Source organism: Cupriavidus sp. FW306-01-F10A (assembly GCF_058782785.1).
Map to the genome: position 1 here is coordinate 38776 of NZ_JBYSYA010000015.1, position 23312 is coordinate 62087.

Annotated in this window: 20 protein-coding genes, 1 tRNA gene, 1 pseudogene and 2 riboswitches; of the genes and pseudogenes, 7 read left to right on the forward strand and 15 right to left on the reverse strand. The window is 68.4% G+C overall.

Annotation, left to right across the window (positions count from 1 at the left end):
- Positions 1-24 precede the first annotated feature (24 nt).
- From AC3WLF_RS20825 to AC3WLF_RS20835, 3 genes are all read left to right on the forward strand, one after another.
- On the forward strand, positions 25-1989 hold the full coding sequence (locus AC3WLF_RS20825; protein ID WP_492357110.1) for a tetratricopeptide repeat protein: 1965 nt from the start codon (positions 25-27) through the stop codon (positions 1987-1989).
- Between the two features lie 166 nt (positions 1990-2155).
- Positions 2156-3382: a cation:proton antiporter gene (locus tag AC3WLF_RS20830; protein ID WP_492357111.1), complete on the forward strand. Its 1227-nt coding sequence runs from the start codon at positions 2156-2158 to the stop codon at positions 3380-3382.
- Positions 3382-4497 (forward strand): YbdK family carboxylate-amine ligase, encoded by a 1116-nt coding sequence (locus tag AC3WLF_RS20835; protein WP_492320111.1) that lies wholly within the window; start codon positions 3382-3384, stop codon positions 4495-4497. The genes AC3WLF_RS20830 and AC3WLF_RS20835 overlap by 1 nt, the downstream gene beginning before the upstream one ends.
- A gap of 24 nt (positions 4498-4521) precedes the next feature.
- Here AC3WLF_RS20835 and AC3WLF_RS20840 read toward each other — a convergent pair whose 3' ends face one another.
- The 9 genes from AC3WLF_RS20840 to AC3WLF_RS20880 all read right to left on the reverse strand — a co-directional run bounded on the left by AC3WLF_RS20840 (position 4522) and on the right by AC3WLF_RS20880 (position 14124).
- Positions 4522-5025, reverse strand: a complete 504-nt coding sequence (locus tag AC3WLF_RS20840) for a glycine zipper domain-containing protein (RefSeq protein ID WP_492320110.1) — start codon at positions 5023-5025, stop codon at positions 4522-4524.
- Between the two features lie 135 nt (positions 5026-5160).
- Positions 5161-6024, reverse strand: coding sequence for an alpha/beta hydrolase (locus AC3WLF_RS20845; protein WP_492320109.1), 864 nt, complete (start codon positions 6022-6024; stop codon positions 5161-5163).
- Positions 6025-6034: 10 nt separating this feature from the next.
- Positions 6035-6508, reverse strand: coding sequence for an OsmC family protein (locus tag AC3WLF_RS20850; RefSeq protein WP_492357112.1), 474 nt, complete (start codon positions 6506-6508; stop codon positions 6035-6037).
- 27 nt (positions 6509-6535) lie between these two features.
- A complete protein-coding gene (locus tag AC3WLF_RS20855) occupies positions 6536-7273 on the reverse strand; it encodes an MBL fold metallo-hydrolase (RefSeq protein ID WP_316151865.1) in 738 nt (245 codons plus the stop codon).
- A 62-nt stretch (positions 7274-7335) separates the two neighbouring features.
- On the reverse strand, positions 7336-8712 hold the full coding sequence (locus AC3WLF_RS20860; protein ID WP_492320107.1) for an L-serine ammonia-lyase: 1377 nt from the start codon (positions 8710-8712) through the stop codon (positions 7336-7338).
- A gap of 144 nt (positions 8713-8856) precedes the next feature.
- Positions 8857-11787: an aminomethyl-transferring glycine dehydrogenase gene (gene gcvP, locus AC3WLF_RS20865; protein ID WP_492320106.1), complete on the reverse strand. Its 2931-nt coding sequence runs from the start codon at positions 11785-11787 to the stop codon at positions 8857-8859.
- A 100-nt stretch (positions 11788-11887) separates the two neighbouring features.
- Positions 11888-12268, reverse strand: coding sequence for a glycine cleavage system protein GcvH (gcvH, locus tag AC3WLF_RS20870; protein ID WP_010812169.1), 381 nt, complete (start codon positions 12266-12268; stop codon positions 11888-11890).
- Positions 12269-12357: 89 nt separating this feature from the next.
- A complete protein-coding gene (gene gcvT / locus AC3WLF_RS20875; protein WP_492358763.1) occupies positions 12358-13485 on the reverse strand; it encodes a glycine cleavage system aminomethyltransferase GcvT in 1128 nt (375 codons plus the stop codon).
- Between the two features lie 99 nt (positions 13486-13584).
- A riboswitch (glycine riboswitch) is annotated at positions 13585-13710 on the reverse strand.
- Positions 13711-13731: 21 nt separating this feature from the next.
- Positions 13732-13819, reverse strand: a riboswitch (glycine riboswitch).
- A gap of 77 nt (positions 13820-13896) precedes the next feature.
- Positions 13897-14124 carry a YMGG-like glycine zipper-containing protein gene (locus tag AC3WLF_RS20880; protein ID WP_010812167.1) on the reverse strand — a complete coding sequence of 76 codons (228 nt, stop codon included), beginning with the start codon at positions 14122-14124 and terminating at the stop codon, positions 13897-13899.
- A 282-nt stretch (positions 14125-14406) separates the two neighbouring features.
- Here AC3WLF_RS20880 and AC3WLF_RS20885 point away from each other — a divergent pair, with 282 nt between their 5' ends.
- Positions 14407-16503 (forward strand): UvrD-helicase domain-containing protein, encoded by a 2097-nt coding sequence (locus tag AC3WLF_RS20885; RefSeq protein ID WP_492320104.1) that lies wholly within the window; start codon positions 14407-14409, stop codon positions 16501-16503.
- Between the two features lie 80 nt (positions 16504-16583).
- A pseudogene (locus AC3WLF_RS20890) lies at positions 16584-16754 on the forward strand (ATP-binding protein); the annotation flags it as partial.
- Here AC3WLF_RS20890 and AC3WLF_RS20895 read toward each other — a convergent pair.
- Complete coding sequence (locus AC3WLF_RS20895; RefSeq protein WP_492358764.1) at positions 16740-17876, reverse strand: ABC transporter substrate-binding protein; 1137 nt, start codon at positions 17874-17876, stop codon at positions 16740-16742. The pseudogene AC3WLF_RS20890 and the gene AC3WLF_RS20895 overlap by 15 nt on opposite strands.
- A gap of 174 nt (positions 17877-18050) precedes the next feature.
- On the opposite strand from AC3WLF_RS20895, the gene hemN reads away from it, so the two are divergent.
- Complete coding sequence (gene hemN / locus AC3WLF_RS20900) at positions 18051-19535, forward strand: oxygen-independent coproporphyrinogen III oxidase (protein WP_492358765.1); 1485 nt, start codon at positions 18051-18053, stop codon at positions 19533-19535.
- Positions 19536-19608: 73 nt separating this feature from the next.
- Here the strand turns inward: hemN and AC3WLF_RS20905 are convergent, their stop codons facing one another.
- Positions 19609-20496, reverse strand: a complete 888-nt coding sequence (locus AC3WLF_RS20905) for a c-type cytochrome (RefSeq protein WP_492357116.1) — start codon at positions 20494-20496, stop codon at positions 19609-19611.
- 461 nt (positions 20497-20957) lie between these two features.
- Between AC3WLF_RS20905 and AC3WLF_RS20910 the strand changes: the two genes are divergently transcribed.
- Positions 20958-21033, forward strand: a tRNA-Arg gene (locus AC3WLF_RS20910).
- A gap of 54 nt (positions 21034-21087) precedes the next feature.
- Here AC3WLF_RS20910 and AC3WLF_RS20915 read toward each other — a convergent pair.
- Genes AC3WLF_RS20915 through AC3WLF_RS20930 form a run of 4 tightly spaced genes read right to left on the reverse strand, consistent with a single transcriptional unit; the run spans position 21088 to position 23295 of the window.
- Entirely contained in the window at positions 21088-22119 is a 1032-nt protein-coding gene (locus tag AC3WLF_RS20915; RefSeq protein ID WP_492358818.1) for a tyrosine-type recombinase/integrase, read from the reverse strand.
- Positions 22032-22379 carry a helix-turn-helix domain-containing protein gene (locus AC3WLF_RS20920; RefSeq protein ID WP_492358766.1) on the reverse strand — a complete coding sequence of 116 codons (348 nt, stop codon included), beginning with the start codon at positions 22377-22379 and terminating at the stop codon, positions 22032-22034. The genes AC3WLF_RS20915 and AC3WLF_RS20920 overlap by 88 nt, the downstream gene beginning before the upstream one ends.
- The gene (locus tag AC3WLF_RS20925) at positions 22376-22813 is read right to left on the reverse strand and encodes a hypothetical protein (protein ID WP_492358767.1); all 438 of its coding nucleotides are present in this window, start codon (positions 22811-22813) and stop codon (positions 22376-22378) included. Before AC3WLF_RS20925 ends, AC3WLF_RS20920 begins: the two co-directional genes overlap by 4 nt.
- Positions 22810-23295, reverse strand: coding sequence for a hypothetical protein (locus tag AC3WLF_RS20930; protein WP_492358768.1), 486 nt, complete (start codon positions 23293-23295; stop codon positions 22810-22812). Before AC3WLF_RS20930 ends, AC3WLF_RS20925 begins: the two co-directional genes overlap by 4 nt.
- Positions 23296-23312: the final 17 nt, after the last annotated feature.

The window sequence follows — 23312 nt, forward strand, 5'->3', positions numbered from 1 at the left end:
TTTTTCAATCCATAGGAGCAGTACGTGTCCGAGCAGGAAGCCAGCTACGACCACGCCATCGGGCTAGCCAACCAGGGGCGCTTCACCGAAGCCCTGCAGATTGCCGACCAGCTGTCGCAGGCCCGCCCCGAGGTGGTTGATTTCGTCACGCTGCGGGCGCGGCTGCACTTTGACAACGGTGACGCCAACGCCGCGCTGGCGGTGCTGGACGAGGCGCTGGCGCGGCTTGACACGCTGCCGCTGCAGCCGCCGCACCGCCGGGCCTCGCGCGGGGTGATCGCGCACCGCTACGGCGCCATGCTGATGAGCCTGGGCCGCGATGCCGAGGCGCGCCCGTGGCTGCATGAGGCCGCGCAGCGCAGCGGCCTGCTGACGGGCGAATGGGCCGCGCATTTCCACGCCGGCCTGGCCGCCCTGCGCATGGGCGACATGGCCGCCGCGGCACGCTACTGGCATGACCTGATGGTCCGCAATCCCGACCTGGGCGCAGATGACATCGCACCGCTGGTGACGGACTACATCGCCCGGGCCGAGGCCGCTGGCGTGCCGGTGGAGCCCCTGATGCGCGTCTGCCTGGGCCGCGTGGCCCTGGACAACCCGCATCTGCTGGAGCTCGATCCCGCAGCCGGTGACGCCGTGGCCGCCGACCAGGCCGCCCGTGTGCTGGCCGAGCACCCTGACCACCCCGAGGCGCGCCGCCTGCGTGCACCGCTGCGCCACGGCGTGGGCGACGTCCAGGGGGCACTGGACGACCTGGCGGTCTACCTGCGCCAGGTGCCCGACCCGCAGAGCCAGGTACGCGAACTGGCCTGGCGCCACCAGCTGGCGCAGCGCGCCGACAGCACCCAGCCGGCCGATCGCGAGCCGTGGCTGCGCTTTACGCTGACCGACCAGTCCGACGACGGTGCCGGCTACTACCGCGCCGCCATGGCGCTGGGCGAGTTCATCGACGAGGTGCCGGCCGCCGAGGCCGCGCTGCGGCCGGTGCTGGTGCAGGCCGGCCGTGCCGGCGTGGCGCGCTTCGACCAGTATTTCGCCACCGGCCAGGGCGATGCCGCGGCGCACGGCGGCAATGCCGACCCGCATGTCTATTCGCTGCTGTGCCGGCTGCTGTCGCGCAGCCTGCCGGCCGACGCCGCGCACGTGGACGCGCGCATCGCGCTGCACCAGCAGGGCATGGCCGCCAGCGAGTTCATCGATCACTGGATCGACCTGCTCGACTGCCACGCCGACGCCGGCCAGCACCAGAAAGTGGCCGAGCTGGCCGGCGAGGTGCTCAACCGCTACCCGCTGGAGCGCAACCCGGCCGACGTGACCTGGGCCTTCAGCCGCATGATCGCGGCCTGGAAGGCCATGGGCGGCGCCGAGCCGACCGAGGCCGCCCGTGCCGCGATGATGCATATGGATGCCCGGCTGGACGCGCTGCCGGTGGAAGCCCGCAGCGAGGCCGCGCACCCGATGGCGCATGCGCGCGCGCACTTTGCCGCGCTGCTGCAGGCGCAGGTGGCCGGCATGGACGAGCACGACCGCACCGATGCCCTGGCCGAGATCGAGGCCCAGCAGCGCCGCGCGCTGCTGGTCGAGGACGCCTGGCTGTACAACCGCTTCGGCCAGGTCTGGCGCGACGCGGGCGAGCCCGAGCGCGCGCTGCCGCTGTTCGAACAGGCCGTGGCGCTGACCGAGGGCGATCCGCTGGACCAGGCCGGCCCGCGCGTGCAGCGCGGGCTGGTCCACCACGCAGCGCGGCGCCACGATGCCGCGCTGGCCGACTTTGTCGCCGCCTTCGCCGTGCGTGACGACTGGGATGCAGAGGTGTACCTGCGCGCGGTGCAGTCGGCGCTTGGCTTGGACCAGCGTGAAACCGCGCTGGGGTATTTCGAAAAGGCCCGTGCCCGCGGGGCCGCGCAGGGCTCGACGCGCACTTTGTGCGCACAGGTGGAGGCCGCGCTCAAGGCAACCCGGCCGATGTGGAAAGTCTGGGGCGTCTGAAACGTCGCTCCGGTCCGGCGAACGGTCTGAACATGTAAGGGATGTAAAAAACGCCATCTGGAGATGGCGTTTTTTACGTGCAGATGACAGAAGTTGTGCGCGTGTTTTGTGCGGTGTCGGACAATCACTGACATGGATTGTGAAGTGCTTACATTACCATGTCGCCATGAATGGACTGAGCCAACTTTTTCCAAGCCTCCCGCTCGCGCCCGGCGGCCTGTTCTGGGTCGGGCTGGCGCTGGTCGGCGCCGGCCTGGCCGGTGAACTGAGCCGGCGCTGGCTGCGCTGCCCGCGCATCGTCGGGTATGCCGCGGCGGGGCTTTGCGCCGGCATGCTGGGGCGGGGCATCGTCGACGAGAACATGATCAACCAGACCCGTATCCTGATCGATATGGCGCTGGCACTGGCCTTGTTCGAACTCGGGCATCGCCTCTCGCTGACCTGGCTGCGCGCCAACCGCTGGCTGTTGCTGACCAGCGCCTTTGAAAGCCTGCTGACCTGGGGGCTGGTGGCGGCGGTGCTGCAGTGGATCGGCGCCTCGCCCGGCGTGGCCATCCTGGCAGGCGGCATCGCGGTCAGCACCTCGCCCACCATCGTGCTGCAGCTCAAGAACGAACTGCGCGCCGAAGGGCAGGTCACCGAGCGGCTGATGGCGATGGCCGCGCTCAACAGCATCTACGCCGCCGCGATCGTGCAGGTCGCCACCGGCTGGCTGCATTCGGAATACGGCAACCTTGGCGCCGCGCTGCTGCATCCGCTGTACCTGCTGGTGGGCTCGTGCCTGCTGGCGTGGGTGGTGGGCAAGCTCGGTCATGCCATCTATGACCGCATGTCGGCCGACGACCACTACAGCTTCCTGGTGCTGGTGGGCCTGGTGCTGTTCACGCTGGCGCTGACCCGGGTACTAAAATTGTCGATGCCGCTGACGCTGATGCTGGCCGGTGTCGTGTTCAAGCACCAGGACAACCAGCCGCATGTGTGGCCGCCGCATTTCGGCAGCGCCGGCAGCCTGCTGATCATCGTGATGGTGGTCTCGCTGGGCCTGCCGCTGACGGCACAGGACTGGGCCGTGGGCGGCGTCTACGCCATCGCGCTGGTGGTGCTGCGCCATGTGGCCAAGCTGGCGGGCGTGGTGTCGCTGGGCTCGTTCTCGGGCCTGAGCCTGCGCCAGTGCATGGCGCTGGGGCTGGCGCTGGCGCCGATGTCGGGCCTGGCCTACCTGCTGATGCATGACGTGGCGCGGCTCTACCCCGGTACCGGCCAGCCGCTGGCGGCCATCATCCTGTGCGCGCTGGCCATCGAACAACTTTTCGGTCCGGTGATCGCGGCCTGGGCGCTGCGCTACGCAGGCGAAGTCCGCGTCGACATCCGGGCCAATGGAGGAGGGCGCTGATGTCGCTCGAAACGTTCAAGCACTCAGAGGCGCTGACCTTCGGCGTGGAGCTGGAGCTGCAGCTGGTCAACCGGCATGACTATGACCTGGCCCCGTTCGCGCCCGACCTGCTGCGCGCGCTCAAGGGCGCCGAGCATGCCGGCGACATCAAGCCGGAGATCAGCCCGTCGATGATCGAGATCAGCACCGGGATCTGCCACAGCTACCAGCAGGCGCTGGAAGAGCTGACCGTGATGCGCGACCTGATGGTGGCGGCCTCGCGCTCGCTGAACCTGGGCATTGCCGGCGGCGGCACCCACCCGTTCCAGCAGTGGGCCGACCGCACCATCTCGGATTCGCCGCGCTACCAGTACATCTCAGAGCTGTACGGCTACCTGGCCAAGCAGTTCACCGTGTTCGGCCAGCACGTGCATATCGGCTGCCCCAGCGCCGACGAATCGCTGTTCCTGCTGCATGCCATCGGCCGCTATGTGCCGCACTTTGTGGCGCTGGCGGCATCCTCGCCCTATGTGCAGGGCGTGGATACCGGCTTTGCCTCGGCGCGGCTGAATTCGGTCGCGGCCTTCCCGATGAGCGGGCGGGCGCCGTTCCTGCTGACGTGGGACGCCTTCACCGCGTATTTCGAGAAGATGCGCAATACCGGCGTGATCGAGAGCATGAAGGACTTCTACTGGGATATCCGGCCCAAGCCGGAGTTCGGCACCATCGAGGTCCGCGTGATGGACACGCCGCTGACGGTGCAGCGCGCCTGCGATATCGCCGCCTATATCCAGATGCTGGCGCGCTACCTGCTGCTGTCGCGCCCCTTCATGCCGCAGGAAGACGATTACCTGGTGTACACCTTCAACCGCTTCCAGGCCTGCCGTTTCGGGCTGGAGGGGGAGTACGTGCATCCCAACGAACTGACGCGCATGCCGATCGCCGACCACATCCTGTCGATCTGCGACGCGCTGGTGCCGCACGCCGAGGCACTCGGCTCGCTGGAGGCGCTGGCCAATATCCGCGCGCTGGCCGAGCGCCGCGACGGCGACGCCGAGTGGCTGCGCCAGGTCGATGCCGATGCGCGCAGCCAGCGTGAAACGGTGCGCAAGGCGTGTGACCGGTGGGCTGCCTGAGCCTGCGCCAGGCTGCCCCTTGTCTTATTTGACGCTGTAGCCGCGCCCCTGCATGCAGGCGCCCCAGGCCTGGTAGTACGAGCCCATCGCCTGGCTGGTATTGGCCGCCGCCTGCTGGTTGGCCGCGTTCGCCTGGCGGCGCGACTGCCGGTGCGCCACGCCGCCCCCCACCGTACCCGCTGCAGCGCCGACCGCCGCACCCTTGCCGGCATCGCCTGCCATCGCGCCCACCACGGCACCGGCCGCGGCGCCGCCCGCGGCACCCCGCACGCGCTGGCCGCTCTGCGCCTGGGCCGGCGGCGGGGCGTTGGCGGCCTGTGCCGGATCCACGCCGGTCTGCTGCTTGGCCCAGCTGTAGCACGCGCCGTCGTCGCTGGCCTGCTGTTGCTGGCTCTGGCCCTTGGCCGGATAGGCCATGGGCTTGTTCTGCGCCATGGCCTGGGCAGGGATCAGCGCCGGGGTCAGCGCGATCGCCGCGGCCAGTACGCCGAGGCCACGGTACAGCTTGCGATGCTGGCATTGCTTCATGATGATGTTCCCCCACGGATGTCGGCTACGCAACGCTGGACGCACCGACCGGTGCGCAAGTGGCGAGCCGTTCTGTGAAGGCCAGTATTTGCGGCACGCAGGGGTAAGTCAAATCAGCGTTTTGACGGCCCGATGTTATTTGTTTGTAGTGGGTGGCGGGGACAGCAGGAACGCGACCGCTTCCTGCCACCAGGCCGTATCGACATGCCCGGCCCAGTCGTTATGCCCGGCGCCGCCGATCACCGCGAGCCGCCGCGGTTCGCCCAGCGACGCATAGAGCGCCCGGCCGAAGCGTGCCGGCACGATGGTGTCGCGTTCGGCGACCGCGACCATCACCGGGCGGCCGAAGCCTTCCAGGTTGGCCGCACTTTCGTAGCGGTCGCGCAGCACCCAGCCGGCCGGCAGCCAGGGATAGTGATGCGAGGCAATATGCGCAAGCTTGTCCCACGGCGTGATCAGCAGCACGCCGGCGACGCTCTCGCGCTGGCGCGCCGCGGCCGCTGCGGCCACGCCCGCTCCCAGCGACTCGCCGACCAGCAGCAGCGGGCCGCCGAACTGGCGCCGGGCCAGCGCAATCGATTGTTCCGCGTCTGCCACGAAGCTGCGCTCGCCGAGTGCGCCGGTGCGCGGGCCGTAGGCCGGGTACTCGGCCAGGATCACGCGAATGCCCAGCTTCGTCAGCGCGCTGGCGTAGTAGCCGCGATGCCCGGCGTGCCCGGCATTGCCGTGAAAGACCATGGCGGTGGCGCGCGCCGGTCCGGCCGGTTCGGCGACAAGGCCGCGAAAGTCCTGCGGCCCCGGCCAGGCGCGCAACCCGGGCGAGACCATGTCGTCGACCGAGGCCTTGTCGGGGAAGTAGAGGAAGTGATCCTGCATCATGCTGATTCCGGCAAGCAGGACCAGTCCCGCACCGAGCCAGCGCAGCACCCTGCGGCGAACCGATTCAGTCCGCGGCGGCACCAGCTGCGCTGGCGCCGGTGCCGGGACGATGGCAGGCATGGCAACGCGCTCAGGCGCCGGCGAACACCGGTTCGCAGCGCACCTCGGTCCTGACCGAGTTGGCGATAAAGCAGGCGCCATGCGCGGCGTGGTGCAGGGCATCGAGTTCTTCGCGCGTGGGCTCGCGCTCGCCGCCAAACGTCACCTGAGGGCGTAGCGTCACCACGGTCATCGCCATCTGCCCGTCCGCGTTCCTTGCCATCACACCAGTGGCCGCATCCAGGTAGCGGTCGACGACAAAGCGTTGCTTCGCCGCCAGCGACAGGAACCACAGCATGTGGCAGCTGGACAGCGAGGCGATGAACATCTCCTCGGGATCGACCGCGCTCGCATCCGACATCGGCAGCGGCACCACATGGGGCGACGACGATCCCGGAATTTCTGCGCCGCCGTCAAAGCGCAGCAGATGCCTGCGGCTGTAGCGGTTGCCGGCGAAATCCTGCCCGTCGCGTTGCCACAGGACTTCAGCGGTGTATGTGGACATGCAAAGACTCCTAACGTTAGGAAAACCTCAGGCGCCGTGCGGCACGCTTTCACCGTCGCGCAGGCCCAGGCGCTGGTTGGCCGGCACGGCGACATCGATCAGCTTCGGGCGCGGCAGGTTCAGGTTGCGCATCATCTCGATGAACTCTTCGCGCGTGCGGCCGGCGACGCGGCTGTTGTGGGCGCGCTCCTGGCCGATGGTGGACGAGGTGCGGCCCTTGTAGTCGTGGGCCGGATAGACCTGCGTGTCGTCGGGCAGCGCAAACAGCTTCCTGGTCAGGCTGTCGTAGAGCGTGCCGGCGTCGCCCGACTGGAAGTCGGTGCGGCCGCAGCCGTCGATCAGCAGCGCATCGCCGGTGAAGACGCGGCGCACGATGCCGTCGGGCGTGGGTTCTTCCCACAGGTAGCTCATGCTGCCGGCGGTGTGCCCGGGCGTATGGATGGCGCGCAGCACCTGCTTGCCGAAGGCGACAGTGTCGCCGTCGATCAGCTGCTTCTGCGCGGGCTTGATATCGCAGCCGGACGGCGCCGCAGTGTGCGCGCCGGTCTGCAGCGCAAGGTGGCCGGCCGAGGTGATGTGGTCGGCATGGGCATGGGTCTCGATGACCCACGCCAGCCGCGCGCCGGTTGACTTCAGCAGCGCCAGGTCGCGTTCCAGCTGGTGGTCGACCGGGTCGATCAGCAGCGCGTCCCCGGTGGCGGCGTCGATCAGCAGGTAGGTGAAGGTGGACGAGGTTTCGTCGAACAGCTGGTGGAAGGTCTGCATGGCTGCCCTCTTGTTTTTCGTTCGGGGAACGCCGCCATGATACGCCGCGCTGCGCGCGGACATTAGCATTCCACGATATTCACCGCCAGCCCGCCGCGCGCCGTCTCCTTGTACTTGGTCTTCATGTCGGCACCGGTCTCGCGCATGGTCTTGATCACCGAATCGAGCGATACGTAGTGCGTGCCGTCGCCGCGCAAGGCCATGCGCGCCGCGTTGACCGCCTTGACCGAGGCCATTGCGTTGCGCTCGATACACGGGATCTGCACCAGTCCGCCAACCGGGTCGCAGGTCAGCCCGAGGTTGTGCTCCATGCCGATCTCGGCCGCGTTCTCGACCTGCGCCGGGCTGCCGCCCTGCACCGCCGCGAGCGCGCCGGCGGCCATCGAGCAGGCCACGCCGACTTCGCCCTGGCAACCGACCTCGGCGCCGGAAATCGACGCATTGAGCTTGTACAGCAGCCCGATCGCGCCCGCGGTCAGCAGGAAGTCGACCACGCCTTGCTTGCTGGCACCCGGCACGAAGCGGTCGTAGTAGTGCAGCACCGCCGGGATAATGCCCGCGGCGCCGTTGGTCGGCGCGGTGACCACGCGCCCGCCGGCGGCATTCTCTTCATTGACGGCAATGGCGTACAGGTTGACCCAGTCCATCACCGAGAGCGGGTCCGACAGCGTGCGCTCGGCGCGCTCGGTCAGGCTGCGGAACAGTTCCGGCGCACGGCGCTTGACCCTGAACGGCCCCGGCAGCTCGCCGTCGGTGCGGCAGCCGCGCGCCACGCACGCCTGCATCACATCCCAGATATGCAGCAGGCCGCTGGTGACTTCCGCCTCGCTGCGCCAGGTCAGCTCGTTTTCCATCATCAGCCGCGCAATGCTCTTGCCGCTGGCGGTGGCCATCTCCAGCATGTCCTTGCCGCTGCGGAACGGGTGCGGAAGTTGCTGCGCGGCATTGAGCACCTGCGTATTGGGTGCGCCCGCGGTCACGACGAAGCCGCCGCCGACTGACAGGTAGCGCGCCTCGCGCAGCGATGCGCCGCTGGCGTCGAAGGCATGGAACTTCATGCCGTTGGGATGCTCGGCCATCGCTTCGCGCCGGTAGAAGGCGATGTGCTCCTTCTCGACAAAGGGCACGACATGCTGGCCCAGCAGCGACAGCTCGCGGCCCGCGCGCAGCGCGGCCAGGCGCGTGTCGATCGAATCGGGATCGATGGTGTCGGGGGCTTCCCCCATCAGGCCGAGGATCACGCCCTTGTCGGTGCCGTGGCCCTTGCCGGTGGCGCCCAGCGAGCCATAGAGCTCGGCACGCACGCTCGCCACCTGCGGCAGCAGGCCGTCGCGCTCAAGCCCCTGCGCGAACATCAGCGCAGCGCGCATCGGGCCTACGGTATGCGAGCTCGACGGGCCGATGCCCACCTTGAACAGATCAAAGACGCTGACTGCCACGGAATGTCTCCAGCAATGGGATGGCCCTGAAGAGGCTCTTCTTGGTCGGTTGGCGTGGCTGCGGCGGGCACCGCGACACCGCGATGCCCGTCATCTCGAGCATAGTTCGTTGGCGGGCCGCCGCGGCTGCGGCGGCGCTACGCCTCAGTCCACCACGTAGTCGCTGACCGGCACGCAGGCGCAGAACAGGTTGCGGTCACCATACACGTTGTCGGCACGGCCGACCGGCGGCCAGTACTTCTGCGTGCGCAGCGATGCCACCGGGTACGCGGCTTCCTCGCGCGTGTACTTGTGGGTCCACTCGTCGGCGGTCACCACCGCGGCCGTGTGCGGCGCGTGCTTGAGCGGGTTGTCGTCGCGGTCGAAGGTGCCGTCGGCGACGCGGCCGATTTCCTGGCGGATCGCGATCATCGCGTCGATAAAGCGGTCCAGCTCGTGCAGTGCCTCGCTCTCGGTCGGCTCGATCATCAGCGTGCCCGGCACCGGGAAGCTCATGGTCGGGGCGTGGAAGCCGTAGTCCATCAGGCGCTTGGCCACGTCTTCATTGCTGATGCCGGTGTCCTTCTGCAGCGGGCGCAGGTCCAGGATGCACTCGTGCGCAACCAGGTCGTGCTGGCCGGTGTACAGCACCGGGTAGTACGGCGCCAGGCGCTTGGCGACATAGTTGGCGGCCAGGATCGCATTCTCGGTGGCGGCGGTCAGGCCGGCCGAACCCATCATCGCGATATACATCCACGAGATCGGCAGGATGCTGGCCGAGCCGAACGGCGCCGCCGAAACGCCGCCGATGCCGCGGTCGTCGCGGCGATAGCCGACGCTGTCCTGGTTGGGCAGGAAGTCAGCCAGGTGCGCGCCGACTGCGACCGGGCCCACGCCCGGGCCGCCGCCGCCGTGCGGGATGCAGAAGGTCTTGTGCAGGTTCAGGTGCGACACGTCGCCGCCGAACTGGCCCGGCGCGGCGGTGCCGACCATCGCGTTCATGTTGGCGCCGTCCACGTACACCTGGCCGCCGTGCTGGTGCACGATCTCGCAGATCTGCTGCACGCCCTGCTCGAACACGCCGTGCGTGGACGGGTAGGTGATCATGATCGCCGCCAGGTTCTTGCTGTGCTGCTCGGCCTTCTTCGCCAGGTCTTGCAGGTCGACGTTGCCGTCCTCGTCGCAGGCCACCACCACCACCTTCATGCCGGCCATCTGCGCCGAAGCCGGGTTGGTGCCGTGTGCGGACGACGGGATCAGGCAGATGTCGCGATGGCTTTCGCCGCGGCTGGCGTGGTAGGCATGGATGATCAGCAGGCCCGCGTACTCGCCCTGCGAGCCGGCGTTGGGCTGCAGGCTGACCGCGGCGTAGCCGGTGGCGGCGCACAGCATGGCCTCGAGCTGGTCGATCATCTCGCGGTAGCCCACGGTCTGGTCCAGCGGCGCGAACGGGTGGATCTGGCTGAATTCGGGCCAGGTCACCGGGATCATCTCGCTGGTGGCGTTCAGCTTCATCGTGCACGAGCCCAGCGGGATCATGGTGCGGTCCAGCGCCAGGTCCTTGTCGGCCAGCATGCGCAGGTAGCGCAGCATCTCGTGTTCGGCGTGGTGCGTGTTGAACACCGGGTGGGTCAGGTATTCGCTGGTGCGTGCCAGTTCCGCCGGGAACGCGTCCTGCACGACAGCTTCGAGCTTGTCGAAGTCCACTTCCGCGGGCAGCGGCTTGCCTTGCGTGAAGACTTCCCACAGCGCGACCACGTCGGCACGGGTGGCAGTCTCGTCCAGCGAGATGCCGACGCGCGTGGCGCTGATATGGCGCAGGTTGATGCCGCGCGCGGTGGCCGCGGCATGGATGGCATCGGTGTTGAAGCCGGTTTCCAGCGTCAGCGTATCGAAGAAGCTGGCGTTGGTGCGCGCGAAGCCGAGCTTTTCCAGGCCGGCGGCCAGCGTCGCGGTCAGGCGATGCACGCGCTGCGCGATGCGCTTCAGGCCCTGCGGGCCATGGTAGACCGCATACATCGACGCCATCACGGCCAGCAGCACCTGCGCGGTACAGATATTCGAGGTGGCCTTCTCGCGGCGGATATGCTGCTCGCGCGTCTGCAGGGCCAGGCGGTAGGCCTTGTTGCCCTGCGCATCGATGGTCACGCCCACCAGCCGGCCCGGCATCGAGCGCTTGAACGCGTCCTTCACCGCCATATAGCCGGCGTGCGGGCCGCCGAAGCCCAGCGGCACGCCGAAGCGCTGCGAGTTGCCCACGGCCACATCGGCGCCCCATTCGCCCGGCGCGGCGATCAGCGTCAGCGCCAGCAGGTCGGCGGCAGCCACCACCAGGCCGCCGGCGGCGTGCACGGCGTCGGCGATGGCGCGGTAGTCGTTGACGTCGCCGTTCACGCCCGGGTACTGCAGCAGCACGCCGAAGGCGTTGGCCGCGGCGGCATCGGCGGCGGGGCCGACCTTGACCTCGATGCCCATCGGCAGCGCGCGCGTGCGTACCACTTCCAGCGTCTGCGGCAGCACGTCGTCGGCCACGTAGAAGGTGTTCGAATCGTGCTTGTTCACGCGCTGCAGCAGCGTCATGGCTTCGGCCGCGGCAGTGCCTTCATCCAGCATCGACGCATTGGCGATATCCAGCCCGGTCAGGTCGGTGACCATCTGCTGGAAGTTCAGCATCGCCTCCAGGCGGCCCTGCGAGATCTCCGGCTGGTAGGGCGTGTAGGCGGTGTACCAGGCCGGGTTCTCGAAGATATTGCGCAGGATGACGCCGGGCGTGACGGTGTTGTAGTAGCCCTGGCCGATAAAGCTCTTCAGCACCCTGTTCTTGCCAGCCAGCCCGCGCAGCCTTGACAGCGCGGCTTCCTCGCTCAGCGGCTCGGTGAACTCGCCCATCGGCATGCCGTCGCGGCGGCGGATGGCGGCGGGGATGACGGCGTCGATCAGCGCGGCGCGGCTGTCATAGCCCAGCACCTTCAGCATGTGCTGCTGTTCGGGGGTATCGGGGCCGATATGGCGGGCGGCGAAGGCGTCGCGCGCCTCCAGTTCGGCCAGCGTGGGCCGGTTCACTTGGGCGGCGTTCATGGGAAGCGGGGCGTTCATTGGCAAGAACCTCGTGAGGTGCGCGCCGGCCGGTGGTCAGCCGGGACGGCGCGCGTCAGTCTGCAGTGGCCGGTCCAACCATGGACCGGCGCGGCCGGCGTCAGGCGCCGACGCTGGCCTTGTAGGCGTCGGCCGACATCAGGCCGTTGACGTCGTCGCCGTTGGCCGGCTTGAGCTTGAACAGCCACGCGTCGAAGGCGTCGGCGTTGACGCTCTCCGGGGCAGCCGTGGCGGCCTCGTTGACGGCGATCACTTCGCCGGCCACGGGGGCGTAGATGTCGGAAGCGGCCTTTACCGATTCCACCACTGCCAGCGCATCGCCGGCACCGACCGACTTGCCCACTTCGGGCAGTTCCAGGAAGACGATGTCGCCCAGCGCGTCCTGCGCGTGGTCGGTGATGCCGATGGTGAGCGTGCCGTCGGCTTCGACGCGTACCCACTCATGCGACTCGGTGTACTTGAGGTCAGCGGGGAAATTCATGAAGGTTCTCCGGATACAGATTTGTTTCTTGTTGGGTGATGCCTGCCCGGCGAAGCTGCCGGCAGGCGAGGGCGACCGTTGGGTGAGCCTCAGCTCACGAGTGCCTTGCCATTACGCACAAACGGCAGTTTAACCACAGTCGCGTTGAGTTTGCGGTCGCGGATCTCCACCTGCACGGTATCGCCCACGGCGACATCCTTGGGCAGGCGGGCAAAGGCGATGGACTGGGACAGCGACGGGCTGAAGGTGCCGCTGGTGATTTCACCGTCACCGGCCGGCGTGATCACTTTCTGGTGGGCGCGCAGGACGCCGCCCTTGTCACGCAGGATCAGGCCGAGGAATTGCTGGCGCGAACCGGCCGCGGCCAGTGCCGCCTTGCCGGTGAAGTCACGCTCGCTCTGCAGGTCCACCGTCCAGGCCAGGCCCGCATCCAGCGGCGAGGTGTTGATATCCATATCCTGGCCGTACAGGTTCATGCCGGCTTCCAGGCGCAGCGTGTCGCGCGCGCCCAGGCCTGCGGGGCGCACGCCGGCGGCGTTCAGCTTTTCCCAGACGGCGGCGACGTTCTCGGCCGGCACCACCAGTTCGAAGCCGTCTTCGCCGGTGTAGCCGGTGCGCGCCACCATGATCTCGCCGATGGCCGGGTCCTGGACCACGGCGGCGTTGAAGGGCTTGAGCGTGTCCGAAGGCTGGGTCGAGGGGAAGGTGCTCCACACCCTGGCGCGGGCGTTGGGCCCCTGCACGGCGACGATGGCCAGAGGCTGCACGCCTGCAGGCGCAACATCGTCGCGGCGCGGCGTGATGGTCACATCGCTGCCGGTGGCGGCATTGCGCGCGCGGATCCATTCGATGTCGCCCAGCGCGGTGCTGGCGTTGACGACCAGGCGGAAGCGGTCCTCGGCAAAGAAGTAGACGATCAGGTCGTCGATCACGCCGCCTTTCTCATCCAGCATGCAGGAGTAGAGCGCCTTGCCCGGGGTCTGCAGCTTGTCGACATTGTTGGCCAGCAGGCCGCGCAGGAAGCTGCGGGTATTGGCGCCGGCGAGGTCGACCACGCACATGTGCGACACGTCGAACATGCCGGCGTCGGTGCGCACGGCATTGTGTTCTTCGATCTGGGAGCCGTAGTTGACCGGCATGTCCCAGCCGCCGAAATCAACCATGCGGGCGCCGAGGGCGCGGTGGATGGCGTTGAGGGGCGTGGCCTGGAGCGTCATGGAATCCTCTGGGGCAGTCTCGGTTGGCGAAAACAAAAAAAGGGCCATCCGCCGCAACGCTCGCCGCGCCTGAATGTGGCGTGGCAATCCGCTGCGGCGGATGACCCCTCTGTCCTCGATACCTGAGAGATTACAAGGCGGATCCTGCCGGACCCCTTCCTCGTGCGCCCCTTCGGTGGGCACGCTCGCCACGAATGGCGGGTGCCGCTCTCCAGAGTTCGGCATGCATTGTGTGCATATTGCATGCCGATCCGATCGGTCCGTGGTGCCTGAGAGTTTTCGGGTGATACCCCTTCGGCGGCGCAGGCGATGCGCGCTCTCCCGGTCGGATGCGCGCAATGTACGGGAGGCCCCGGCCTTTGTCAAACCGGCCAGGGGAGCCTGCCGTACCTGTCGCTGCGGTGGTCTGGCTTACTTCTTCTTGTCGTCGGTGACAACGTTACCGATCACGCCGCCCACGGCCGCGCCACCCAGCGTACCCAGCGCGCTACCGTCGGTGAGGATGGCGCCGCCCACGGCGCCCGCGCCCGCGCCAATGGCGGTATTACGCTGCTTCGGGGTCATATCCGCGCAACCGGCAAAGGCCGCGACGGTCACGCCGATCAGGGTCACCTTGGTCAAAGTCTGCAGGGTTTTCATTATTGGCTCCGATGTGATGATTCAAGCATGTCAACCCCGCCGCGCAGGCCAGGGGACATACTAGTTAGAGCGTTTGGTTGCGCGATTGGCTCCGGCCTTTACGAAGTGTTACGCCGGTGACACAACCGGCCGTGTCAACGCGGTTTGCGCTGACTGACCTGCCGCGACCAGCGTGTTAACATCGGCAGCTTTGCTGCCATGCCCGTTTTTTGGGTGCTGGCGTGTCCCGCCTGGCCTGCCGCTGTTCCTGCCGATTTCCCTGCCTCCAACCGCATCCCACGCATGACCCATGGCCTGAACTCCGCCCAATCCGAAGCCGTCCGCTACCTGGACGGCCCTTGCCTGGTGCTGGCCGGGGCGGGCTCCGGCAAGACCCGGGTGATCACGCAGAAGATCGCGCATCTGATCGAGGACAAGGGCTTCGAGCCGCGCCATATCGCCGCCGTCACCTTTACCAACAAGGCCGCCAAGGAGATGCAGGAGCGCATCGGCAAGCTGATGGAGGGCAAGACCACGCGCGAGGGCAAGCGCATCCCGCTCAAACAGCTGACGGTCTGTACCTTCCACTCGCTCGGGGTGCAGATCCTGCGCATGGAGGCCGAGCACGTGGGCCTGAAGCCGCAGTTTTCGATCATGGATTCGGACGACTGCTTCGGCCTGATCCAGGAGCAGCTGGGCACCACCGACAAGAAGCTGATCCGCGGCGTGCAGGGCACGATCTCGCTATGGAAGAACGGCATGGTCGATCCGGAGGCAGCGATCGCGCAGGCCGCCAATGCCGACGAGCACCAGGCCGCGCTGGTCTACCGCAACTACGTGGCCACGCTGCACGCCTACCAGGCGGTGGATTTCGACGACCTGATCCGCCTGCCCGCCGAGCTGTTCGCGCGCAATGAAACGGTGCAACTCAAGTGGCAGAACCGCCTGCGCTACTTCCTGGTCGACGAATACCAGGACACCAACGCCTGCCAGTACCAGTTGCTGAAGCTGCTGGCAGGCGGCTCGCACCTGCGCGCGCCGGCCTTCACCGCGGTCGGCGACGACGACCAGGCCATCTATGGCTGGCGCGGCGCCACGCTGGACAACCTGCGCGGGTTGCAGACCGACTTCCCGGACCTGAAGGTGATCAAGCTGGAGCAGAACTACCGCTCCACGGTGCGCATCCTGGAAGCCGCCAACGCGGTCATCGCCAACAACCCCAAGCTGTTCGACAAGAAGCTGTGGAGCGAGCACGGCATGGGCGACCCCATCGCCATCCACCCGATGAACGACGAGGAGCACGAGGCCGAGTCGGTGGTGTTCCGCCTGTCCGCGCACAAGTTCGAGCGCCGCGCGCAGTTCCGCGACTACGCCATCCTGTATCGCGGCAACCACCAGGCGCGGCTGTTTGAGCAGATCCTGCGGCGCGAACGGATTCCCTATGTGCTGTCGGGCGGCCAGAGCTTCTTCGACAAGGCCGAGATCAAGGACATCTGCGCCTATCTGCGCCTGATTGCCAACCCCGACGACGATCCCGCCTTTATCCGCGCCATCACCACGCCGCGCCGCGGCGTGGGCAACACCACGCTGGAAGCGCTGGGCACCTTTGCCGGACAGGCCAAGGTGTCGCTGTTCGAGGCCGCGATGATGGGCGGCATCGAAGGCAAGCTGCAGCCGCGCCAGCTGGAGCCGCTGCGCGTGTTCTGCGAATCGATGGTACGGCTGGCCGACCGCGCGGCCAAGGATCCCGCCACCGTGGTGCTGGACGACCTGATGGAAGGGATCCACTACGAGGCCTACCTGTACGACAGCTTCGACGAACGGCAGGCGCAGTCGCGCTGGACCAATACGCTGGAATTCCTCGACTGGCTCAAGCGCAAGGGCACCAAGCCCGAAGGCGCCGAGGGCGAGGAAGCCACCGGCTTCGACAATGCCGACGGCCTCGGCAGCGAAGGCAAGAACCTGCTGGAGCTGACCCAGACCGTGGCGCTGATGAGCATGCTGGAAGGCCGCGAGGAAGATCCCGACGCGGTGCGGCTGTCCACGCTGCATGCGTCCAAGGGGCTGGAGTATCCGCACGTGTTCCTGGTCGGCGTGGAGGAGGGCATCCTGCCGCACTGCCGCGAAGACGAGGACATGAGCGACGAGAAGATCGAGGAAGAGCGGCGATTGATGTATGTCGGCATCACCCGCGCCCAGCGCAGCCTGCATGTCAGCTGGTGCAAGAAGCGCAAGCGCGCGCGAGAGACCTACTCGTGCCAGCCTTCGCGCTTTATCGGCGAGATGAAGCTGGAGGAGGCGCCTGCGCCGGTGGATGAAACCCCGGCGATGAGCCCCAAGGACCGGCTCGGCGCGCTCAAGGCACTGCTGGGAAACGGCGGCAAGACAGCCCCGGGCTGAACGGGCGCTACAGTCCCGATACAAAGGCCTACCAGGCTGACAAGACGCGGGGTGCAGGCATGCCTAGTATGGCGGCTGTGCTGCTCGCGCCGTTCGACCGCGTCGAATCCTCGCGCAGCCGCGCCACCGGCGGGGTCGGCATGGGGTTGTCGATCGCGGTCGACATTGCCGCGCGCCATGGCGGCGAGCTGACCCTGAGCAACCGCCCCGAAGGCGGCCTGCGCGCGCGCCTGTCCCTACCGCGCGGCTGACGCCGCCAGCGTGACGTACTGCGAGCCGCGCTGCCCGTGCGTGAAGTCGAGCGGGAAATCGCCCACGTCCACGCGCCCCTGCAGTGCCCGCCGCATCTCGGCCGCGCCGCTGCCGCGCAGGCCGGCCAGCGCGCGCGCCAGCCATGCCGCGCCGATATAGCCAGCCAGCGTGGCCGGCGACGGCGGCTCATCCAGGTATTGCTTCATGCGCGCCACGTGTTCCTTCACCACCCGCAGCGTTGCCTGTTGCGGCCCGGGCGCGACCTGGGTCAGCACCATGCCGCCGTTGTAGCCAGCGCCCAGGATCTCGCGCGCGGCGGTGGCGCTGACCGACGACAGCCCGACCAGGAAACCGTACCAGCCCTGCACCGCCAGCGCGCGGCCCAGCCCGGCGTAGGCAAGGGTATCGCCCGCCACGATCACCGCGCCCGGGCGGGTGGCGGCGATGCGCCGGGCGGCGGCCTCGGGATTGGCGTCGAGCGGCACCGCGCGCGTCCCGGTCTGCGCCTCCAGCCGGGCCAGCGACGGGGCGGCGAAGTCCGGCGCCAGGGCCAGCGCGATGCTGGTCAGGCCGTAGCTGCGCAGCTGGCGTACCGCCGCGTCCAGTTCGGCCTGGTAGTCGGCACGGGTGAACCAGACGTTGTCGGCCGCCAGCGCAAGCCCCGACAGCGGCGCCACGATCTGCACGCCGCGCCGGCCCAGCTCGGCCGATGCCGCCAGCGCCGGCAACAGCCGGTCGCCCGGGCCGAACAGCAGCTCGGCGCGTTCGGTATCGGCCAGCGACACCGCCTGCGCCAGCGCGCGGCGCGGGTCGGGATCGGCGTCACGGACCACGTGCGCGATGCGCACCGGGCCGTTGCCGGCGTTGACAGCATCCAACATGACCTTGGCCCCGGCCAGGTAGTCGCGCGCAAGGTCGGCTTGCGCGCCGCCGCGGTCGAGCAGGTGGCCGACCACGACCGTGCGGCGCGCCTGCGCCTGCGACAGCGCTGGCCAGGCGGGCAGGGCCAGGGCCGCGCCGGCGGCGGCAAGCAGGCGGCGCCGGTGCCGGGCCGGTGCTGCTAGGTGGCTGCGCAGCGGTGGGTACGGCGGATGCGTTGATGTCTGGTCGGGAGTTGGCATTGCAGGGGCAGGTGACGCGCGGGCCGGCGGTGGCGCGCAGCGTATCCGCCACACATGACACCAATGTGACGCCCGCCGCCCGCAGGTCCAATGCCCGCGCTTGACGGCGGTCAACGCGCCAGCGGCGGTGCGGCCCTACGATGGGCCGTCATACACCCATACCCCCGCGCCCCCATGATCCCGTCTGCCATGACTTCCCCTGCGCCCGACCGCCGCGCGCTGTCCGACTTCCGCGCGCTGGCCGGCCGCATCGACGGCAACGGCCCGCGCTATACCTCGTACCCGACGGCCGACCGCTTCCGCAACGGGCCCGACCTGTCGCTGTACCACGACGCACTCGCCGCCTGCCGCGCCGACGCGCCGGCGCCGCTGTCGCTGTACCTGCATATCCCGTTCTGCGAGAACATCTGCTACTACTGCGGCTGCAACAAGATCATCACGCGCGACCATGGCCGCAGCGCCCGCTACGTCAACTACCTGGGCCGCGAGATGGCGCTGGTGGCAGACCGGCTCGGGCCGCGCCGCCAGGTGCTGCAGTCGCACTGGGGCGGGGGCACGCCGACCTTCCTCGACCCCGGCGAGATGCGCCGCGTGATGGCGCTGCTGCATGAGCATTTCGAGCTGGCGGCCGAGGGCGAGCATTCGATCGAGATCGATCCGCGCCGCGTCGACCACGCCCGCATGGCGCTGCTGGCCGAGCTGGGCTTCAACCGCGTCAGCCTGGGCGTGCAGGATTTCGATCCCGAGGTCCAGCAGGCCATCCATCGCATCCAGCCGTTCGAAGAGACCCGCGCCGTGGTGGATGCCGCACGCACGCTGGGTTTCCGCTCGGTCAGCCTGGACCTGATCTACGGCCTGCCGCACCAGACCGCGGCGCGCTTTGGCCGCACCATCGAGCAGGTGCTGGCGCTGCGTCCCGACCGGCTCTCGGTCTATAGCTACGCGCACCTGCCGCATGTGTTCAAGCCGCAACGCCGCATCGACGAAAACGCCTTGCCGCCCGCCGGCGAGAAGCTCGACATCCTGGTCTCCACCATCGAGCGGCTGACCGCCGAGGGCTACGTTTATATCGGCATGGACCATTTCGCGCTGCCCGACGACGACCTCGCCGTGGCCCAGCGCGAAGGGCGGCTGCAGCGCAACTTCCAGGGTTACTCAACGCACGCCGGCTACGACCAGGTCGGGCTCGGCATTTCCGCGATCGGCGCGATCGCGGGGCGCTACGTGCAAAATGCGCGCACGCTGGACGAGTACTACGGCGCGCTCGACCACGGCCGCCTGCCGCTGGCGCGCGGCGTGGCGATGAGCGTCGACGACCACCTGCGGCGCGAGATCATCGGCGACCTGATGTGCAATGGGGTGCTCGATATCCCGGCGCTGGAAGCGCGCCACGGCATCCGCTTCGGCACGGCCTTTGCGCCGGAACTGGCCGACCTTGCTGCACTGGGCGCTGACGGGCTGGTGCAATGCGCGCCGGAACGCATCACCGTGACGCCGCTGGGCCGGTTGCTGGTGCGGCGCGTGGCGATGGTGTTCGACCACTACCTGCGCGAGGACGCCGCGCGGCCCGCGGACACCGGTGCCCAGGCCGTTGCCGCCAACGATGGCGCGCAGCCGGTGCGCTTCGTGCCGCGGGCGCGGTACTCGCGCGTGGTGTAGCGGCCGCGCAGGCGGTACGGACGAAAAAAAGCCCGCGCAATATGCGCGGGCTTTTCGTTTGCAGCAGGCGGACTTACTTGGCGGCGTTGGCCATGTAGTCCGAAGCGGCGATCACGTCCGCGTCCGGGCCGGCGTAGCCACCCTTGGGCGGCATCACGCCCTTGCCCTTGAGCGCAAAGTTGTGGACCGCGTCCATGCCTTCCTTCAGGCGCGGCGCCCAGGCGGCCTTGTCGCCGAACTTGGGCGCACCTGCCACGCCGGCGGCGTGGCAGGCGGCGCAGACCTGCTCGTAGACCTTCTTGCCCACGTCGGCCGAGGCGGCCGGCGCAGCAGCAGGTGCGGCGGCAGCGGCTGCCGGGGCCGCTGCAGCGGCCGGTGCAGGCGCGGCAGCGGCGGCCGGACCGGCGGCGGCATCAGGGGCTGCGGCGGTCGCCAGCGCGGCGGCAGCCGGGGCAGCCGGTTCCGGGAACTTGGCGCCGCCGGCGTCGGCCATGTAGACCACGGCACGGGCCAGTTCGTAGTCGGCGTAGTCGTCCGGCGTGGTGCCGGCGCGCGCGGCCATCGCGCCCTTGCCGTTTATCACCGACTTCATCAGGCCGTCAAAGCCCTGGCCGATGCGCGCGGTCCAGTCGCCAGCGTTGGCGTACTTGGGTGCACCCGCTGCGCCGGTGGCGTGGCACGCGGCGCAGATTTCCTTGTAGACCTGCTCGCCCGTCTTGAAGACGCGCGGCGCATTGGGATCCTTGATTTCGAGCGAGGCGACCGGCTTGATGCGGTCGTTGACGGCTTCCGCCGTGGTGGCGGCGCCGGCGCTTTCAGTCGAGCCGTGTCCGACAAAGTTGACCAGCAGAATGATCACGATGATCGGCACCAGGAAAGCCGCGATCACAACTGCGATCAGCTGCTTCGGGGTTTTGATGGGAGACTCGTGTTCGTCGTGTTCGTTGTGGACGTCGCTCATACAGAACTCTCAGTTTTGCAGGAAACCTTCTGGCCGCTTACGCTCGGCTTGCTTATTCTGGCCCGGTCTTGGTCACTCGCTGACCGCTGTCCGGCCCCATCCGGGCCGCCCGTGCTGGCTGCGGCCCTTGCCTGACTTGGGTCTGTTGCTATTTGCGCGCTGCGGACTGTCTCCCGGACCGGGCCTGATTGTCGCCGACAACAAGCCGCGCGGCCTTGACCCCGGTCGACTCATTGCATCGGCGGTGTGGCGGGCACGATTTGACGCAAATAGCTGGCGATTATAGCGCCAAAGGCCCCCCGCCAGTGCCAAAAAGCGGCGGTTGCGAGACGTTCCCTGAAGCCCCTGGCGGGCCCGCATGGACGGCACGGGGCAAACGCGGTATCCTATGCGACTTTCCTGCGGCGGCACTCGCCCGCCGCAACCGCTGTACCCACAAACCGGTTGCAAAACCGTCCTGTGCGCCCGTAGCTCAATGGATAGAGTACTGCCCTCCGAAGGCAGGGGTTGCTGGTTCGATCCCAGCCGGGCGCGCCAATCCCCACAAGGGTTTCCGGCTTTTCCCACCACCGCCGCGAAGGGCGACTGTAGCTAAACTGCAGCTAACTTCGACGCCGGCGCTGCCGTCAGTGGTGCCACCCACTGCGCCAGGTGATCCGCCGACAGGTGCGCATACCGCTGCACCATCTCCATCGTTTCCCAGCCACCCAGCTCCTTCAGTACCTGCAGGGGCGTGCCGCGTTGCACGTGCCAGCTGGCCCAGGTGTGCCGCAGGTCGTGCCAGCGGAAGTCCCGGATGCCGGCCCGCTCGAGCGCCTTCTTCCACGCCGCAGTGCTGGTCTGGTAGACCGGCCGGCCGCGGTAGACGAAGACGGCCTCGACGTGGTCCGGCTCCCGCTTCTTTGGCAACTGCCGGCGCAATACGGTGATCGCCATGTCCGACAGCGGCACGGTAATCGCCTTGCGCGCCTTGGCCTGGTCCGGGTGGATCCAGGCGACGCGCCGCACCAGGTCCACTTGCGACCAGTCCAGCCCGGTCACGTTGGCCCGGCGCAGGCCGGTCTCCAGGCTAAACTGCGCCATGTCGGCCAAGTGTTCGGGCAGCGCGGCCAGCAGCCGCTCGGCCTGCGCCGCGGTCAGCCAGCGGATGCGCTTGCTGACTACCTTGGCGCGCTTGCGCTTCGGCGCGCTGTCGAGCCACCCCCATTCCACCGCGGCGTTCAGCACCGCCGTGAGCACACCGATCACCCGTCGCACCGTGCCGGCGCTTACGGCGCCGTCCAGTTCCTTGATCCCCTGGCGCGTGCGCACCGTGCGCCGTTCGGCCCGCTTCACCGCGGCGATCGCATCGACGCGGTTGCGGTCGATGGTGGCCAGCTCGGCGCCGTCCAGATGCGCGTGCAGCCAGCGCAGGTGGATCTTCGACGTTTCCAGGCTGGCCAGGCTGGCCCGGTCACCCACATAGCGCACCACCGCCTCGTTCCAGGTGTAGCGGGGGCGCTGCCCCAGCTTCGCCTGGTTCCACAGGTCCACCTTCAGGCGGTCGTGGAATTCCTGCGCCTGCCTGGCGTCGCTGGTGCCAGTGCTTCCCTGTAGCGGCGTGCCGCCGCCAGGGGGGTACAGCTTGTAATACCACTTGGTACTGCCTTTGCGTTTGAAGAGCGACATGGCTCACCTTCCTTTGCCAGATCGCCTTGCACAACTCGCGGGATCCATTCTCCGGCGAGATAGCGCTCCAGGGCAATCTTCGAGAACATCCAGCGCTTGCCAACCTTGCGGCCGGGCAGCGCCCCGGCCTTGGCCTTCAGGCGCACGGTCTCCGGGTGGGCGCCGAGCATTTCGGCCGCGGCGTCCAGGTTGATCGTCGTGGTGATGGGCGTCATGCTATTTCCGTCGATTGGGCGGCCGAACCGCTGACCTCGTGCGCGGGCAGGTCCAGCAGCTGCAGCAGCATCGCCAGGCGCTCGCGCCACGGTTTCAGGAAATGCCGGCGCTGGTGCGAATCCACCTGCAGTGGCGTGCCATCGGCGGTGTCCAGCGGGCCGCCGATGATCAGCTGCGCCGGCGCCAGGCCGTCCAGCTCATCCCGGGCAGTTACCCACCAGCCGTACCGGTGCGCCGAGTGCGCTTCCGTCGCGGTTGCCATCAGGATCGCCTCGGCAATGGTCAGCAGGTTCTCGCGCGTCGCCCTCGGAAAATCCACCAGCAACCTGCCGGCGGCATGCGCCTCCGGGTAGAGGCCGGTGCAGATGATCTGCGCCACGCGTTGGACATAGGGTACAGCCCGTTCCTGTCGAGGGAGGGTGATGTCGTTCATGCTGCGTCTGCCAAGTGAAGGATCTGACCGGCTTCCACCGGACCAAGGGCGGTCGCCCGGTTGTTGACCTGGAGGGTGGCCACCAGGAGCTGCCGCCGGGTGCACGCGCGTTGCATGTCGTCGGTCAGGTTCAGGCCCTGGCCAATGGCGCGGAATTCGTCGCCGGTCACGCCCAGGCGGCCGCGCTCGCGGAAGCGCTTTCCCACGGCGGCAACAGCGACCACGGCCGCGTCCATGGCGCCGCGCAGCTCCTGGTTGTCGGCGAAGTACAGCGTGGCCACGACCTGGCCCACGTTGATGCGGAAGGCGAGCGTGTGCCACGCCGCCTCGGTGGCGGTGCCGTCGAGGATCTTGCTCAGCTCGACGTGCGGGACGAGCTGCAGGTCCACCTCGGCATTGCCACTGAAGCGGAACATCACGGGCAGGCCACAGGCGCGGGCAGCGCGCGGGCGGCGTGTCTTACGGTGCTTGCTGGCTGGCATGGTGGCTTTCCAGTGCT

What these genes read in the sequence shown, in the direction of transcription:
- AC3WLF_RS20830 (WP_492357111.1), top strand. Translation starts at nt 2,156, where the DNA reads ATGAATGGACTGAGCCAACTTTTTCCAAGCCTCCCGCTCGCGCCCGGC.
- gcvH (WP_010812169.1), bottom strand. Translation starts at nt 12,268, where the DNA reads ATGAATTTCCCCGCTGACCTCAAGTACACCGAGTCGCATGAGTGGGTA.
- gcvT (WP_492358763.1), bottom strand. Translation starts at nt 13,485, where the DNA reads ATGACGCTCCAGGCCACGCCCCTCAACGCCATCCACCGCGCCCTCGGC.
- AC3WLF_RS20925 (WP_492358767.1), bottom strand. Translation starts at nt 22,813, where the DNA reads ATGAACGACATCACCCTCCCTCGACAGGAACGGGCTGTACCCTATGTC.
- AC3WLF_RS20905 (WP_492357116.1), bottom strand. Translation starts at nt 20,496, where the DNA reads ATGAGCGACGTCCACAACGAACACGACGAACACGAGTCTCCCATCAAA.
- AC3WLF_RS20880 (WP_010812167.1), bottom strand. Translation starts at nt 14,124, where the DNA reads ATGAAAACCCTGCAGACTTTGACCAAGGTGACCCTGATCGGCGTGACC.
- AC3WLF_RS20840 (WP_492320110.1), bottom strand. Translation starts at nt 5,025, where the DNA reads ATGAAGCAATGCCAGCATCGCAAGCTGTACCGTGGCCTCGGCGTACTG.
- AC3WLF_RS20850 (WP_492357112.1), bottom strand. Translation starts at nt 6,508, where the DNA reads ATGTCCACATACACCGCTGAAGTCCTGTGGCAACGCGACGGGCAGGAT.
- AC3WLF_RS20895 (WP_492358764.1), bottom strand. Translation starts at nt 17,876, where the DNA reads ATGCCAACTCCCGACCAGACATCAACGCATCCGCCGTACCCACCGCTG.
- AC3WLF_RS20930 (WP_492358768.1), bottom strand. Translation starts at nt 23,295, where the DNA reads ATGCCAGCCAGCAAGCACCGTAAGACACGCCGCCCGCGCGCTGCCCGC.
- AC3WLF_RS20855 (WP_316151865.1), bottom strand. Translation starts at nt 7,273, where the DNA reads ATGCAGACCTTCCACCAGCTGTTCGACGAAACCTCGTCCACCTTCACC.
- AC3WLF_RS20920 (WP_492358766.1), bottom strand. Translation starts at nt 22,379, where the DNA reads ATGACGCCCATCACCACGACGATCAACCTGGACGCCGCGGCCGAAATG.
- AC3WLF_RS20835 (WP_492320111.1), top strand. Translation starts at nt 3,382, where the DNA reads ATGTCGCTCGAAACGTTCAAGCACTCAGAGGCGCTGACCTTCGGCGTG.
- AC3WLF_RS20885 (WP_492320104.1), top strand. Translation starts at nt 14,407, where the DNA reads ATGACCCATGGCCTGAACTCCGCCCAATCCGAAGCCGTCCGCTACCTG.
- gcvP (WP_492320106.1), bottom strand. Translation starts at nt 11,787, where the DNA reads ATGAACGCCCCGCTTCCCATGAACGCCGCCCAAGTGAACCGGCCCACG.
- hemN (WP_492358765.1), top strand. Translation starts at nt 18,051, where the DNA reads ATGATCCCGTCTGCCATGACTTCCCCTGCGCCCGACCGCCGCGCGCTG.
- AC3WLF_RS20845 (WP_492320109.1), bottom strand. Translation starts at nt 6,024, where the DNA reads ATGCCTGCCATCGTCCCGGCACCGGCGCCAGCGCAGCTGGTGCCGCCG.